This window comes from Marinobacterium iners DSM 11526 (assembly GCF_900107855.1).
Taxonomy (GTDB): domain Bacteria; phylum Pseudomonadota; class Gammaproteobacteria; order Pseudomonadales; family Balneatricaceae; genus Marinobacterium; species Marinobacterium iners.
The window spans coordinates 17685-32436 of record NZ_FNRJ01000004.1; the positions used below are offsets into that span (position 1 = coordinate 17685).

Sequence of the window (14752 nt, forward strand, 5' to 3'; positions counted from 1 at the left end):
TCATAGCATCCCTGCCGGACCGGGGTCAGTGTTCAATCACTGTCCAGTTTTTTCAATCGATAGGCCAGCTGCGGCCGAGTCATCCCCAGCAGACGAGCCGCCTTTGAAACGTTGCCCTCAACGCGGTCCATCGCGGTTCGGATCAGTTGCTCTTCCATTGCTTCCAGGCTGAACTCTTCGCTCAATAATTGATCGCACAGCAGGTCCTGCGGCAGCATGCCGCTGTCTGATTGCAGCGGCTGGCGGTCCAGCGGCAGGCGCTCGGTCCCCAGGGTTCCATTGCGCTTGATACTGTTAAGCGGATGAGTCGGTTCCGATAACGAGGGGAAAAACGCATCCAGATCGATGGTGTGATTGTTATCGGTCAGAATTACACCGCGTTCGATCATGTTTTCCAGCTCGCGGATATTACCGGGCCACTTGTAGTTCATCAGGGCCTGCATTGCCAGATCGGATACACCCAGCGTGCGCTTGTTGTACAGGGTGTGATACTTCTCGAGAAAATGCTCAATCAACAGTGGAATATCCTCTGTGCGGTCTCGCAATGGTGGAATATGCACCGGATACACATTGAGCCGATAGAACAGGTCAGGGCGGAATTTGCCGTTGCGAACCGCCTCTTCAAGATCTTCGTTGGCAGCAGCCACCACACGCACATCGATGCGGCGGGTACGGGTATCGCCCACCCGCTCCATTTCGCTTTCCTGCAGCACGCGTAACAGACTGGCCTGGGCGCGCGGTGATAGCTCGATCACTTCATCCAGGAAGATTGTGCCGCCGTGAGCGCGCTCGAACTTGCCTTCGCGGGACTGAACCGCACCGGTAAAGGCTCCCTTCTCAACCCCGAACAGCTCGGCTTCAATCAGGTCCGGCGGAATACAGGCGCAGTTGACTGCCACAAATGCCTTGTCGGCACGGTCTGAGCTGAGGTGCAGGCCGCGGGCGACAATCTCCTTGCCAACGCCGGTTTCGCCCTGCAGCAGTACCGTGACGCGACTGGAGGAGGCGCGGCGAATCAGCTGACACACATTCTTGAACGCGCCTGAGCGTCCCACCGAGTTGAACAGCAGGTCTTCACTCTGGTCAGAGCTGCGGAAGTTGTCGCGCAGATCACTTAGCTGGCTCTGCAATGAAAACAGCTCTTCGGCGATGGGGTCAGGCAACAGGTAGCGCTCCAGCTCGGCTTGGTCATCCCACTGTTCGACCGGCTTACCGACAATATGGCAGTGATCATGTCCCATGCCGGCGCATTGGGTTTCCTTGAAAATCACCTGTTGGCCCATGAAATAGGTCGTATAGCCGCTGGCATAGCCGATCAATGTCCAGCAGATAGGCTCCTCTGCAGGGCCAAAATCGTGCAGGTGCACATCGGCCTCATATGAGTCGAACCAGTCGAATTCTCCATGGAAAATGCCGTTATCCATGTCGATATTGAGCGCAACGGGTTTAACGTTAACCATCCCTTTGATGCAATGCAGCTGGGGGCCAACGAAGAAGGCATCCTCTTTTGACATGTCTGGCCTGACCTTGGCTACCAGTTCGGCATCTTTCCAGCCGGAGTGGTAGCCGAAACGCATCAAGAAGCCCTTGGCACGGTTGATGCCCAAAGTGTCAATCAGCTCTTTGCGCAGCAGACCCATTACACTGGAATGGATCATCAGCATGCGTTGTTCATTCAGCCAGATCTTGCCTTTGTCGCTTTCAAAGCGGATCTGTGACAGTAGGTCTCCGCTGCCGGGAAACTCTAGTTCTTGTGTAGTTGCCATAGTTGTTTTTATACCGGCTTGGTGTGAGCGATGTTCTGTGAGCGGGCCTGCGGCCCTTTTTCATTGTTGAAAGATTTCATGCGGATTTGAAAGAGAAAGTGCAAAGCATACGACTAAAGTATCATTTGGTGTTCTTATCAAAATCAACGCGTATTTGATCATCTCATCAAAAAAATTCCTGAAATTTTATGAAATGAGCATTTTTTCAAGCGTGACTATTCATCTATGCAACGCACTGTTGCGATATTGTTTCCATCGAATTGGGTGTTTTTATCTTATTTAAATCAATAGCTTGGTAGTTTTTTGGGTGTCGTGTTTCAGCCGTTTTTCCAATCTGGCACAGCTGTTGCTCTCTTCATTAACGAATGCATACGCCGATGAGCTGAGGACAACAATGACAAAACTCACACTGCACTCACGAAATGATGATCTGCCAAAGCGTTCGGATTTTGATCGCCTGACCAAATTCATTAGGGTGCGAAGCCAGCCCGGGGCTCGTTTCGTCGAGTTCGATTTTGCCATTGGTGACCCCTCCCTGTTTGTCGAGCTGGTGATGCCAAAAGGCGCGTTCGACGAATTTTGTGCCGCCAACGATGTTGTCCACATGACCGAAGATCAGATCCGTGAAGTCGATTCCGAAATGGAAAAATGGCGTTATGGAGAAGATACGCTCATGTCACACAACCACGATCGTGATTCCGAATAACAACAACTGCAGCTGGGAAGAGTTCCATGACCATTGAAATCAAAACAGCCACGCTGGAACCGGTTCGCAATACCTATGCCAACGTAGAGCGCCGCTTCGGCGACAAGCCGGCTACCCGCTATCAGGAAGCAACCTACGACCTTCAGTCTGAAACCAATTTTCATTACCGCCCACTGTGGCAGCCGGACCTTGAGCTGAATGATACTCGCCGTACCGCCATCCAGATGGCTGACTGGTACGCCCTCAAGGATCCGCGACAGTTCTACTACGGCACTTACGTGCAGCAGCGCGCCAAAATGCAGGAAAACGCCGAGAGCAACTACGCGTTCTTTGAAAAGCGCGATCTTGCCCGCCATCTGAGCGAAGAACGCCAGGCCGAGGTAATCCGCTACCTGGTGCCGCTGCGTCACCTGGAGCACACCGCCAACCTGAACAACATGTATGGAGCGGCTTACGGCTACGGTACCGCGATCACTCAGGCGTTGCTGTTTGATGGCATGGATCGGCTTGGCATCGCACAGTATCTCTCGCGTATCGGTTTGATACTGGACGGCAACAGCGGCGATGCACTGGCCGAGGCAAAACAGCAATGGATGGAAGCTGACATCTGGCAGGGGCTGCGTGCGTTGTGTGAAGAGATGCTGGTAACCGAAGACTGGTTTGAAGTGAGTGTCGCACAGAACCTTGTTGTGGACACCCTGGTGTATGACCTTGTCTATGCCCAGTTTGATCAGCACCTGGCAGACAACGGTGCTCAGGATGTCGCCATGCTCACCGAGTTCATGCAGCTCTGGTACAAGGACACGACACGCTGGGTAGATGCCGTAATGAAAACGACAGCGGCTGAGTCCGAAGAAAACAAGGCGCTGCTGGCGCAGTGGATCGAGAAGTGGCGTGGCAAGGCTGCAGAAGCCTTGGCACCGCTTGCATCCGCCATGCTGAATGACGAAGCGCTGGCACAGTCGCTGGCAGAACTGGATAAGCGGGTCGCGAAGGCCGGTATCAAATAACAACAAGGAAATGCCCCATGTCCAAAGTATATATCGCGCTGCAGGATAACGATGAATCTCGCTACATCGTCGAGGCTATCGAGGAAGACAATCCTGAAGCGACCGTGATTCACATGCCGGCCATGATTCGCATTGAAGCCGAAAACTATCTCGCGGTGAAACGTGAAACCGTGGAAGAAAAAATGGGACGTGACTGGGACGTGCAGGAGCTGCACCTGAACCTGATCACGATCGGTGGCAACGTCGACGAAGACGACGATCAGATCACCCTGACCTGGAACTCATAACAAGAAGGTAACCCCGATGGCAGCCAAGAAACTCAACATCAAAGACAAATATCGCCTGCTGACCCGTGATCTGGATTGGGACTTTTCCTATCAGGATCGTAAAGATGCATTTCCGTTCGAAGAGTTCGAAGGGATCAAGATTACCGACTGGTCCAAATGGGAAGACCCGTTTCGCCTGACCATGGATTCCTACTGGAAGTATCAGGCTGAAAAAGAGAAAAAGCTGTACGCCATTTTTGATGCGTTTTCTCAGAACAACGGCCAGCTCAATATCTCCGATCCGCGTTATGTCAACGCACTGAAAATCTTCCTGACCGGTGTTTCGCCGCTTGAGTATCAGGCGTTCCAGGGCTTTGCTCACACCGGTCGCCAGTTTGGCGGCGTTGGCGCTCGCGTCGCCTGCCAGATGCAGTCCATCGATGAACTGCGTCACGTCCAGACTCAGGTTCACGCCATGAGTCACTACAACAAGTTCTTTGACGGTTTGCAGGACTGGTCGCACATGCACGACCGCGTGTGGTACCTGTCTGTACCCAAATCGTTCTTCAACGATGCGCGTGCAGCGGGTCCGTTCGAGTTCATGGTGGCAATCGGCTTCAGCTTCGAATACGTGCTGACCAACCTGCTGTTTGTACCCTTCATGTCCGGCGCAGCCTACAACGGTGATATGGCCACCGTAACCTTCGGCTTCTCGGCCCAGTCCGACGAAGCGCGCCACATGACCCTTGGGCTTGAGGTGATCAAGTTCCTGCTGGAGCAGCATGAAGACAACGTGCCGATCGTACAGAAATGGATCGATAAGTGGTTCTGGCGCGGCACCCGTCTGCTTACCATCGTGGCGATGATGATGGACTACATGCTGCCCAACAAGGTGATGAGCTGGAAAGAAGCCTGGGAAGTGTACTTTGAAGAGGCCGGTGGCGCTTTGTTCAAGGACTTGGCTCGCTACGGCATCCGCATGCCGAAGTACGCCGATACCATCGAGAAGGAAAAGGAACACGTTTCGCATCAGGCCTGGTGGACCTTCTATACCCATGGTCATGCGGCCGGCTTCCACACCTGGATCCCGACCGATGAAGAGCTGGACTGGTTGAGCGAGAAGTACCCCGATACGTTCGACAAATACTACCGTCCGCGCTGGGAGCTGGCGAAAGAGATGGAAGCCCGCGGTGAGCGTTTCTATACCAAGGCTCTGCCTCAGCTGTGTACTACCTGTCAGATCCCGATGCTGTTTACCGAGATGGATGATCCGAGCCAGACCTGCTATCGCGATACGGTCTACAACGGTGATCGTTACCACTTCTGCTCGGATGGCTGTAAGGACATCTTCGATGATGAACCGGAGAAGTTTGTGCAGTCCTGGCTGCCGGTGCACCAGATCTTCCAGGGCAACTGTGGTGGTCCGGGTGTTGAAGACATCCTGCGCGACTACTACCAGATGAACGTCGGCGTCGACAACATGGACATCAAGGGCTCTCCAGACGAAGAGCGCTGGAAGAAGTGGAAGGGCGTTGCCTGAAGTCACTGAGAGGCGCGCTGAACATGCAGCCGCTTCTCAATTCGGTGTATCTACACGAGTTTGAGGATAACAATAATGCCAGTATATGCCATCACACCCGACTATAAGGGTGATGTTAAAGACCGTGTTGAAAATTTCCACGGCAATCAGATTGTCTATGTAGGCTGGGACCATCATCTGATGTTCTGTGCCGCCTTTGCCTACCCGCTGCCGCCGGAAACGCTGTTCCGTGCGCTGCGTGATGAGGTAATGCCTGAGGGTTTTTCACTGCACCCGGAGTGGTCCAAAATCGACTGGTCCAAAGCAACCTGGCTTCTGGACGGCCAGCCGTTTGAGCCGCAGCTGGATGTGTCCCTCAAGGATCAGGGTATTGGCCACAAGTCCCTGTTGCGCTTCCAAACCCCTGATCTCAAGGGTTACAAGGGCGCGGGCGTTTGAGGAGAGCGTTATGAGTTATGAAGTCAGGGTCGAACCGACCGGTGATGTGATCGAAGTCGACGATGGGCAGACCATTCTGGATGCTGCCCTGCGTCAGGGGGTCTGGCTGCCGTTTGCCTGTGGTCATGGAACCTGTGCCACCTGCAAGGTGCAGGTACTTGAAGGTGATGCCGATCTGGGCAACGCCTCACCCTTCGCGCTGATGGATATAGAGCGTGAAGAGGGCAAGATTCTGGTTTGCTGTGCCACACCAGAGAGTGATCTGGTGATCGAAGCCGACATCGACGTCGACCCCGATTTTCTGGGCTACCCGGTACAGGACTACGTCGGCACCGTCACCGACATCGTCGATCTGTCGCCCACCATCAAGGGAATCACCTTTGAACTGGACAGTGCGATGGAATTTCAGGCGGGGCAGTACATCAACCTGAAAATTCCGGGCGTTGAAGGTACGCGAGCCTTCTCGATTGCCAACAAGCCCAGTGATGACCGCCATGTCGAACTGCATATTCGTCGGATTCAGGATGGCGCCGGCACCACCTGGCTGCATGAGCAACTGCAGGTGGGTGATACGCTGGATATTTCCGGTCCCTATGGTCAGTTCTTTGTCCGCAAGTCAGATGATCAGGACGTGATCTTTATCGCGGGTGGCTCCGGTCTTTCCAGTCCGCAATCGATGATTCTGGATCTGCTGGAAGCGGGCGACAATCGCCAGATCTATCTGTTCCAGGGAGCGCGTAACGTCAGTGAGTTGTACAACCGTGAGATGTTCGAAGCGCTCGACCGTGAGCACGACAACTTCCACTACATTCCGGCTTTGAATGAACCTCTTGACGAGGATCAATGGCAAGGCTTCAAGGGTTTTGTGCATGAAGCGGCCATCGACCGGTTTGATAACCGCTTCAGCGGTCACAAGGCTTACCTTTGCGGGCCGCCGCCAATGATCGATGCTGCCATCACTGCGCTGATGCAGGGGCGCCTGTTCGAGCGGGACATCCACATGGAGCGCTTTGTAACGGCTGCAGACGGTGCTGATGAGCAGACCCGTTCAGCGCTGTTTAAACGAATCTGATCCCGAATCAGGGATAGTTTCACCCGCTTTCGGGATTTCATGTTTCCATCTGAGGCGGTGGAAACCCCGGCCTCGAGGCGGGATTATCAGACATCACGTGAGGTCTGAATATGAATAACAACTATAACGCATCGACTCCGGAAACACCGCAGCGCCACCGTATCGAGCTGACGGATGAGGAGACCAGCTTTAACGCCAGTTCGGAGTTGAGCCTGCTGGTCGCCATGGAACGGGCAGGGCAGGCGCTGATACCGGTTGGTTGTCGTGGCGGCGGGTGTGGCAAATGCCGCATCCGGATTTTAAAGGGTGAGTATTTCAGTAAACGCATGAGCAGAGCCTGGGTTTCCCCCGAACAGGAAGCTGAGGGCACTGTGCTGGCCTGCAGGGTCTATGCCCGCAGTAATCTGACAATCGAACCTGATCCGCCCGAAGTCGCCACCAGCTGTGGTAAGGCAGATCGAGCAAGCTAACAACTATAAGGAAACGGCTATGAAAAAAGGTGTAATGCGTCCCGGTCATATCCAGTTGCGCGTTCTGGATATGGATGAAGCTCTGAAGCACTACGTTGACCTGATGGGCATGATCGAAGCTGATCGTGACACTCAGGGTCGTGTCTACCTCAAGGGCTGGACCGAAGTGGATAAATTCTCTCTGGTACTGCGTGAGGCGGATCAACCAGGGATGGATTTTGTCGGTTTCAAATGTCTTGATGAAGCCACCATTGATCGTCTCAGTGCCGAGCTGCAGGCGGCGGGTGTTGCCACCGAAGAGATCGCAGCCGGTGACCTGAAGGGCTGCGGCCGTCGCATCGCATTTACAGTGCCAACTGGGCATCGCTTCGAGCTATTTGCCACCAAGGAGCAAACCGGCAAGTGGGGCGTGGGCAACCGCAATCCGGAAGCCTGGCCGCGCGATCTGAAAGGCATGAAAGCGACTCGCTTTGACCACTGTCTGTTGTACGGGCCGGATGTGCCTGCTACCGTCAAGTTGCTCACTGATGTACTGGGTATGGACCTGGCCGAACAGGTTGTCGACCCTGAAGGCAAACAACTGGCCGGCTTCATGACCGCAAGTATGAAAGCGCACGATGTAGCGTTCATTGAGCATCCCGAACCTGCCAAGCTGCACCATGCATCCTTCTTCCTGGAAACCTGGAACGATGTGTTGAAAGCAGCGGATCTGATCTCCATGACCGATACTTCCATTGATATTGGTCCGACCCGTCACGGCCTGACCCATGGCCAGACCATCTACTTCTTTGACCCGTCAGGTAACCGCAATGAAGTATTTGCCGGTGGAGACTACCATTACCCGGACCACGAACCGGTGACCTGGGATGCCGAGCAACTGGGCAAAGCGATCTTCTACCATGACCGTCAGCTCAACGAGCGTTTCCTGACCGTTTTGACCTGATCCTCTGTTCTAGCTGTATCAAGCCCGCTCCGGTTCGTTCCGCAGCGGGCTTTTACGTACAGGGCGTACGGTATGTTGCGGGTGCATGGATGCACAGGAGCATCGATGACGTGAAGGTACACCGTGACGCTGGCAGATTTCCACATATTCGCTATGCTGATTTGACTGAGATATCTTTCATCTTTGCTCAATGGAGACAGCAATGACACAGGACAGTATGAAAGCGGTGGTCTATCACGGCCCGAGTAAAAAGTCTTTGGACACCGTACCGGTGCCCAAGGTGCAGAAACCCACCGATGCGGTGGTCAGAATCGTCACAACCACCATCTGTGGTACCGATCTGCACATTCTCAAAGGCGATGTGCCTGCCGTGACCGAAGGCCGAATTCTGGGCCATGAAGGCGTGGGGATCATTGAGTCGGTTGGCGATGCCGTCAGCAATTTCAAACCGGGTGATCGAGTACTGATCTCATGCATTACCTCCTGCGGCAAGTGTGAATACTGCAAGCAACAGATGTATTCCCACTGCGAGGATGGCGGCTGGATTCTGGGCCACCTGATTGATGGCACTCAGGCCGAGTATGTCCGCATTCCTCATGCTGACAACAGTCTCTACCCGATCCCCGAAGGCGCGGATGAAGAGGCGCTGGTAATGCTCAGTGATATCCTGCCCACCGGTCACGAGATTGGTGTGCTCTACGGCGCGGTCAAACCCGGTGATACGGTTGCGATTGTGGGTGCAGGCCCTGTGGGGATGGGCGCACTGCTGACGGCGCAGTTCTATTCCCCCGCCAAGATCATCATGGTGGATCTGGACGATGGCCGGCTGGAGATGGCCAAAACCTTTGGCGCCACTGACCTTATTAACAGCGGCAGTGGCGATACGGTTGCACAGATCATGGCGCATACCAAAGATGGGGTGGATGTAGCGATTGAAGCGGTGGGCATTCCACACACTTTCGATATCTGCCAGCAGATCGTGCGTCCGGGCGGGCATATTGCGAACGTGGGTGTACACGGCACCAAAGTGGACCTGCAGATTCAGGACCTGTGGATCAAGAACATCACCCTCACCACCGGCTTGGTAAATACCAACACCACTCCCATGTTGTTGAAAACCGTTACCTCGGGCAAATTGCAGCCGGAGCGATTAATCAGCCATCGCTTCAGCTTCGACGACTTCATGGGCGCCTATGAAGTGTTCGGCAACGCCTCGCGTGAAAATGCGATGAAGGTGATCATTAATAACGACTAACGATCCTTTTCGATGATTTGAGATACGGATGCATTTGTCGGCTTAAGAAGGCATGCCACTCTGCAGCAGACCGCGATTAAGCCGCCTGCATCCGCCGTCCCAGCATGTTGCCGATCACACCACCGGCCACCATGAACACCAGGAAGATCCAGCCCGACAGGGAGAAGTTGGCGATCGGAGTAAACAGGGCGCCCACGTTACAGCCATTGGCAAATCGAGTACCCAGGCCCATTGCCAAACCGGCGATGACCAACATGCCCGCTTCACGTGCCGTCAGGCGCATTCGTGACAGACCGCTGAAGAAGCGCCCAGCCAGCAGCAGAGACACTACCGAACCCAGCATGATGCCCATGTTTTGCACATTCACCGGATGGCTCAGGAATGGCATGGTAAAGGCCTGTATCGGACGGTCGGCGAAAGCTGCTACGGCTGCTGGGTCCATACCGATCAGAATCAGCAGGCGACCAAACCAGAGACCGAAGGGGGTGGATGCTCCCCAGCCTGAACCGGTAACACCCATCAGCAGAGTAAACAGCACCACAATCATGGCGATGCCGGTGGTCATCGACCAGCGTGACACAAACAGCGCTTCATAGGTGTGGCGGCTGAAGAACGGGTGCTCACCCAAGTTGGAGGGCTTGCTGTTCAACACCTGATGTTCTGAATCTACCCCGATATAGGTGTTGTCGCGACGACGGTGGTGTTCGTAGCGATGGGCTAGCCAGCTCACCAACCCTGCTAGGGCTGCCGTGATTACAATGGCCCCAAAATAACCACCCAGTGGGTCGCTCGGGAACAGGTCAGGCAGGTAAACGCCCTTGTCGGCATAGGTCGGGGTCGAGATCAGTGTGTCTGTGATCCAGTTTTCCTGTGACTGTAACGGGAAGCCAAGAAACACCCCCATACCGAAGCAGAACAGAATCAGCGCCGGGCGTGCCAAGTTACTGGAGAAGTAGGTCAGTACACCCGAAGCACAGCAGCCCGCGAACGACATGCCGAAACCGAACATCAGCGCGCCGACCACCAAACCGAGGTTGATCGGGTTGACCCAAAGGTTCAGATCATGTGGGTTCTGGTTGTACAGAAAGGCGGTTGAGGCCACGGCGGTGGCGGTAAACATCAACATCAAGCCGCGCATCAGGCGGGTTGAGCCGGCACGATAGGCGCGGTTGACGCTGCCGGCAAAACCGAGCGCAGCGCGGGTCAGGGCGTAGCCCAGACCCAGGCCGACCAGCAGACGGAAAAAAATGGCTGAATCCAGCAGGGCATTGCCCAACAGCAGGACAGCGGCCAGCAGAGCAAAGCCGCTGAGGTTTTCTTTAGGGTTCATCAGTTGTATCCAATCATTCAGTAACACTGAATGCGGATTTTAATGCCCTTAAAGAATAAGGCAATCAGTAGATAATACTAATATGCTATAAGCTAATGCCTTCGGGGCAGCGTCCTCAGGGATCAACCCGGCATGAACGGATAATCGGTATAGCCTTCAGGCCCTGATGCATAGAAGGTGCCGGGATCCTGCTCGTTCCAGTCAGCGTTGGCTGCAATGCGTTGTGCCAGGTCAGGGTTAGCAATGTAGGGTTTGCCGAACGCCACGGCATCCGCCTTGCCGCTGGCCACATATTCCTCTGCCGATTCGCCGTTGAAGGCTTCGTTGGCGATATAAACACCACCAAAGCACTGCTTCAGCATCGGACTGATGCTGTCATCGGCAACATGCTCACGGGTGCAGATGAATGCCAGCTTGCGCTGTCCCAGTTGCTCGGCCACGTAACCGTAAGTGCCTTCTCGATCAGTCACGCTGACATCGTGTGAATCGGCACGTGGGGACAGATGCATGCCCACCCGATCAGCTCCCCAGACGTTGATCACCGCATCAGTTACCTCCAGCATCAGACGGGCGCGGTTTTCAAGTGAGCCACCGTATTGGTCGGTGCGCTGATTGCAGCCATCCAGCAGAAACTGTTCCAGCAGGTAGCCATTGGCACCGTGAATCTCCACGCCGTCAAAACCGGCTGCCTTGGCGTTCTCGGCGCCTTTGCGGTAGGCCTCCACAATGGCCGGAACCTCATTGGTTTCAAGCGCACGCGGGGTCGGGTACTCAGTTTTGGGGCGGATCAGGCTGACATGTCCAGCAGGCTTGATTGCACTGGGTGCCACCGGCAGTTCATCGTTGAGATAGCTTGTGTGTGATATGCGACCCACGTGCCACAGCTGCAGCACGATCAGCCCGCCTTCGGCGTGAACGGCATCGGTGACCTTTTTCCATCCGGCCACCTGTTCGTCCGACCAGATTCCCGGGGTGTCGGGGTAGCCAACGCCCATGGGGGTTACGGACGTGGCTTCTGAAATAATCAGACCCGCACCGGCACGCTGGCGGTAATACTCCACCATCAACTCACCGGGGACGCGGTCGGCCTCTGCCCGGCAACGGGTCAGCGGAGCCATCACGATACGGTTGCGCAGCTGCAGCGCGCCGGCCTGCAGGGGCTGGAAAAGTGCACTCATCTAATACTCCCGGGTTGTCTGTCTGATTGTGTAATGCTTATTACATCAATGTGTGGGCCGCCAATGCATTTTTCAAGTAGCGCCAGGCAGTAAAGAATATAACAGGCTCTGCAAAACTGTTGCCAAAAGGCATTTTTTATTACAATCCCTTGCTGAATTTTTATGCAAGTGTTTACAGGGCAGGGTAGAGCAGTGCGTGATCGCCTTCTTTGGTTGATACATTCCCCATTTGCGCTGCTGTTCCCCATCCTCTTTTGGGCGCTGGTAGTGGGGCTTGCCTACTACCGCAATGATCGCACCTTGCAGCATGCCGGCTTCGATCTGGCTAAACAGCGGGGGGAAGTTGCCTTTCAGCTGATCCAGACCATGCGTCATTGGAACGCCATACATGGTGGCGTCTATGCTCCACTGACGGAACAGACCCCAGAAAACCCCTGGCTTGAAATACCGGAGAAGACCATCACGTCGCCTGAAGGTGTTGTCCTGACCAAGCTCAATCCGGCCTACATGACCCGACAGATTGCCGAACTGCTGGAGGGGGGAAGACTTGAGATTCACCTGACCAGTCACACTTTGATGAATCCCAACAATCAGGCTGATCCTTGGGAAAAGCGCGCACTCACGCAGCTGGAAGAGAGCGGCGACGCCTCGGTTGTTGAAATTGTCGATGACCGGTTCCGCTATATGGCGCCACTGCACATTGACCAGAGTTGTATGCCCTGTCATGCAAAAATGGGGTATGAAATCGGTGACATGCGGGGTGGCTTGAGCGTGTCCTTTCCGGTCAGTTACGCCCAGCGTCTGACTACTGGCCTGCGTCGCGACAGCATACTGACTCATCTGGTGACCTTTGTGCTGCTGTCGGTCACGGGAATGATTGCGCTGACAGGCTTGCGACGTTTACTGCGCAGCCTTCAGCGAGAGCGCGATGATCGCGAATCGATCATTGTCGATCGTACTGCGAATCTCAACAAAGAGATCAAACGACACCGCCGCTCTCAGGAGACGCTGACCTATCTGGCCCATCATGATGAGTTGACCGGCGCGCGTAACCGGCGCTGGATTTTGGCTCAGCTTGGCTACCTGAAGCAGGAAGCTGAACAATGCTCAGGGACACTTGCAGTATTGATGCTTGATATCGACTACTTTAAGCATATCAACGACCGTTATGGCCATCAGAAGGGGGATGAGGTACTGGTCACGTTCGTATCCCGTCTTCAGAGCGAATTGCGCCAGTCGGATCAGCTGGGTCGTTATGGCGGTGAAGAGTTTCTGGTGCTGTTGCCGGATACCAGCCAGAGTGATGCGGAAAAAATCGCGCAGCGGTTGCGTCGTGCCATTGCCGATACGCCATTTCAGATTAACGATGAAGTGCTGGATGTCACCACCAGTATCGGACTTGCCTGCCTGGAAGTAGATGCTTCGCTGGGTCAGGATGAACTGGTGGGGCGAGCTGATGTGGCGCTGTACCTGGCCAAACAGACCGGTCGCAACCGTGTGGTGTGCTGGAATGATGAAATGGCACATTGATCATTTGCTCAACACTCTGTTGCTGAATTGATGATTTAATCAAAGAGAGTTGATCAAGTTTCCATTTTGTAACGTAAGCAATTACCCGAGTTGGTCTGTTTTCTGACCCTATAACCCCAGTAATCATGCAGGTTTAAGCCTTGTCGCCAAAATGAGTATCCATTTTGGCACAGCTGTTGCTCTATCCGGATGAAGCCGAACTTTCGTGCCCACATTCATCCAGAAGAACAACAAATGATGAGACTGAAAACCGAACAGACCGCCGTGCAGCCTGCGGGTACACGGCACTCAAGATCTTCATTTCCCTTTCGCCTTGGCATCGTGCCCGGGCTGATTCTGTTGGCCGGTTGTGAAGCGCCGCTCAATCTGAGTGGTGTTGAACAACAGCTGCAGGAGCCGGTACGCCGTACAGATCAAATTCAGGCCGTCGTTACGGCGCCAGGTCTTGAAGTGGCGGTTGGCAGTAATGGCCTGGTACTACACCGCGACAACAGCGACTCACCTTGGCAACGCCAGGTGCTCGACAGTCAGCCCAACCTGATCGATGTGGAAATCTGTCCCGACAGCACTTTGATTGCGCTTGGCTTTGAGCAACAGCTCTGGCGCAGTGATGACAAAGCCCTCAGCTGGCGGCCGATCGACCTGCCAACCCCTGAAAATCTGCTGGATATTGCCTGTGCGCCTGACGGCGGTTACTGGGCGGTAGGCAGTTTCTCAACCCTGCTGTCCAGCCATGACCGTGGTGATACCTGGGAAGAGAACAGCCTGGGTGAAGACGCCATGCTCAGCAGCATCCAGTTTCTTGCGGACAGTACAGCCTATGTTACCGGTGAGTTCGGCATTGTGGCTCGCAGTGACGATGCAGGCCGTAACTGGGCGTTGCTCGACTACATTCCGAATGATTTCTATCCACAGGCCGCTCACTTCACCACCCGCTGGCGCGGTTGGGTCGTTGGGCTCGATGGCATGGTGCTGCAAACCGAAGATGCGGGCATGAGCTGGCAGGTTGAACCCACGCCCGTCGCTGCGCCTCTGTACGGCATTGTAGAAGCAGGGGGTGAGCTGGTGGCGCTGGGTGAGAACGGTACGGTTCTCAGCCGTCGCAAGGGACAGTGGCAGTCGCTGGACGTTCCCGTGATCCCAGTATGGCTGCGTGACGCTGCCCAACAGGAAAACGGCCAGCTACTGATTTCAGGTGGCGCAGGCACGCTGCTGTCGCTCGATATCCAATAATAACAACTCGACGGT

14 protein-coding genes are annotated in these 14752 nt (G+C 54.7%); 11 read left to right on the forward strand and 3 right to left on the reverse strand.

Features of this window, described 5'->3' with window-relative positions; all coding sequences use genetic code 11:
* Positions 1-32 precede the first annotated feature (32 nt).
* Positions 33-1766, reverse strand: a complete 1734-nt coding sequence (locus BLV48_RS06065) for a sigma-54-dependent Fis family transcriptional regulator (protein WP_091824627.1) — start codon at positions 1764-1766, stop codon at positions 33-35.
* A gap of 394 nt (positions 1767-2160) precedes the next feature.
* On the opposite strand from BLV48_RS06065, the gene BLV48_RS06070 reads away from it, so the two are divergent.
* The 9 genes from BLV48_RS06070 to BLV48_RS06110 all read left to right on the forward strand — a co-directional run bounded on the left by BLV48_RS06070 (position 2161) and on the right by BLV48_RS06110 (position 9466).
* Positions 2161-2472 carry a phenol hydroxylase subunit gene (locus BLV48_RS06070; RefSeq protein ID WP_091824630.1) on the forward strand — a complete coding sequence of 104 codons (312 nt, stop codon included), beginning with the start codon at positions 2161-2163 and terminating at the stop codon, positions 2470-2472.
* A gap of 26 nt (positions 2473-2498) precedes the next feature.
* A complete protein-coding gene (locus BLV48_RS06075; RefSeq protein ID WP_091824633.1) occupies positions 2499-3482 on the forward strand; it encodes an aromatic/alkene monooxygenase hydroxylase subunit beta in 984 nt (327 codons plus the stop codon).
* A 17-nt stretch (positions 3483-3499) separates the two neighbouring features.
* Positions 3500-3769 carry an MmoB/DmpM family protein gene (locus BLV48_RS06080; protein ID WP_091824635.1) on the forward strand — a complete coding sequence of 90 codons (270 nt, stop codon included), beginning with the start codon at positions 3500-3502 and terminating at the stop codon, positions 3767-3769.
* Positions 3770-3785: 16 nt separating this feature from the next.
* A complete protein-coding gene (locus tag BLV48_RS06085) occupies positions 3786-5288 on the forward strand; it encodes an aromatic/alkene/methane monooxygenase hydroxylase/oxygenase subunit alpha (RefSeq protein WP_091824638.1) in 1503 nt (500 codons plus the stop codon).
* 75 nt (positions 5289-5363) lie between these two features.
* Entirely contained in the window at positions 5364-5726 is a 363-nt protein-coding gene (locus BLV48_RS06090) for a phenol hydroxylase subunit P4 (RefSeq protein ID WP_091824640.1), read from the forward strand.
* A gap of 10 nt (positions 5727-5736) precedes the next feature.
* On the forward strand, positions 5737-6798 hold the full coding sequence (locus BLV48_RS06095; protein WP_091824643.1) for an NADH:ubiquinone reductase (Na(+)-transporting) subunit F: 1062 nt from the start codon (positions 5737-5739) through the stop codon (positions 6796-6798).
* 110 nt (positions 6799-6908) lie between these two features.
* Entirely contained in the window at positions 6909-7268 is a 360-nt protein-coding gene (locus tag BLV48_RS06100; protein ID WP_091824646.1) for a 2Fe-2S iron-sulfur cluster binding domain-containing protein, read from the forward strand.
* A gap of 19 nt (positions 7269-7287) precedes the next feature.
* A complete protein-coding gene (locus BLV48_RS06105; RefSeq protein ID WP_091824648.1) occupies positions 7288-8211 on the forward strand; it encodes a catechol 2,3-dioxygenase in 924 nt (307 codons plus the stop codon).
* 202 nt (positions 8212-8413) lie between these two features.
* The gene (locus BLV48_RS06110; protein WP_254774978.1) at positions 8414-9466 is read left to right on the forward strand and encodes a zinc-dependent alcohol dehydrogenase family protein; all 1053 of its coding nucleotides are present in this window, start codon (positions 8414-8416) and stop codon (positions 9464-9466) included.
* A 76-nt stretch (positions 9467-9542) separates the two neighbouring features.
* Here BLV48_RS06110 and BLV48_RS06115 read toward each other — a convergent pair whose 3' ends face one another.
* The gene (locus BLV48_RS06115) at positions 9543-10796 is read right to left on the reverse strand and encodes a YeeE/YedE family protein (RefSeq protein ID WP_091824651.1); all 1254 of its coding nucleotides are present in this window, start codon (positions 10794-10796) and stop codon (positions 9543-9545) included.
* A gap of 122 nt (positions 10797-10918) precedes the next feature.
* On the reverse strand, positions 10919-11974 hold the full coding sequence (locus tag BLV48_RS06120) for an alkene reductase (RefSeq protein ID WP_091824654.1): 1056 nt from the start codon (positions 11972-11974) through the stop codon (positions 10919-10921).
* Positions 11975-12166: 192 nt separating this feature from the next.
* Here BLV48_RS06120 and BLV48_RS06125 point away from each other — a divergent pair, with 192 nt between their 5' ends.
* Entirely contained in the window at positions 12167-13504 is a 1338-nt protein-coding gene (locus BLV48_RS06125) for a diguanylate cyclase (protein WP_175527601.1), read from the forward strand.
* Positions 13505-13738: 234 nt separating this feature from the next.
* Positions 13739-14737: a WD40/YVTN/BNR-like repeat-containing protein gene (locus BLV48_RS06130; RefSeq protein WP_254774979.1), complete on the forward strand. Its 999-nt coding sequence runs from the start codon at positions 13739-13741 to the stop codon at positions 14735-14737.
* Positions 14738-14752 lie beyond the last annotated feature (15 nt).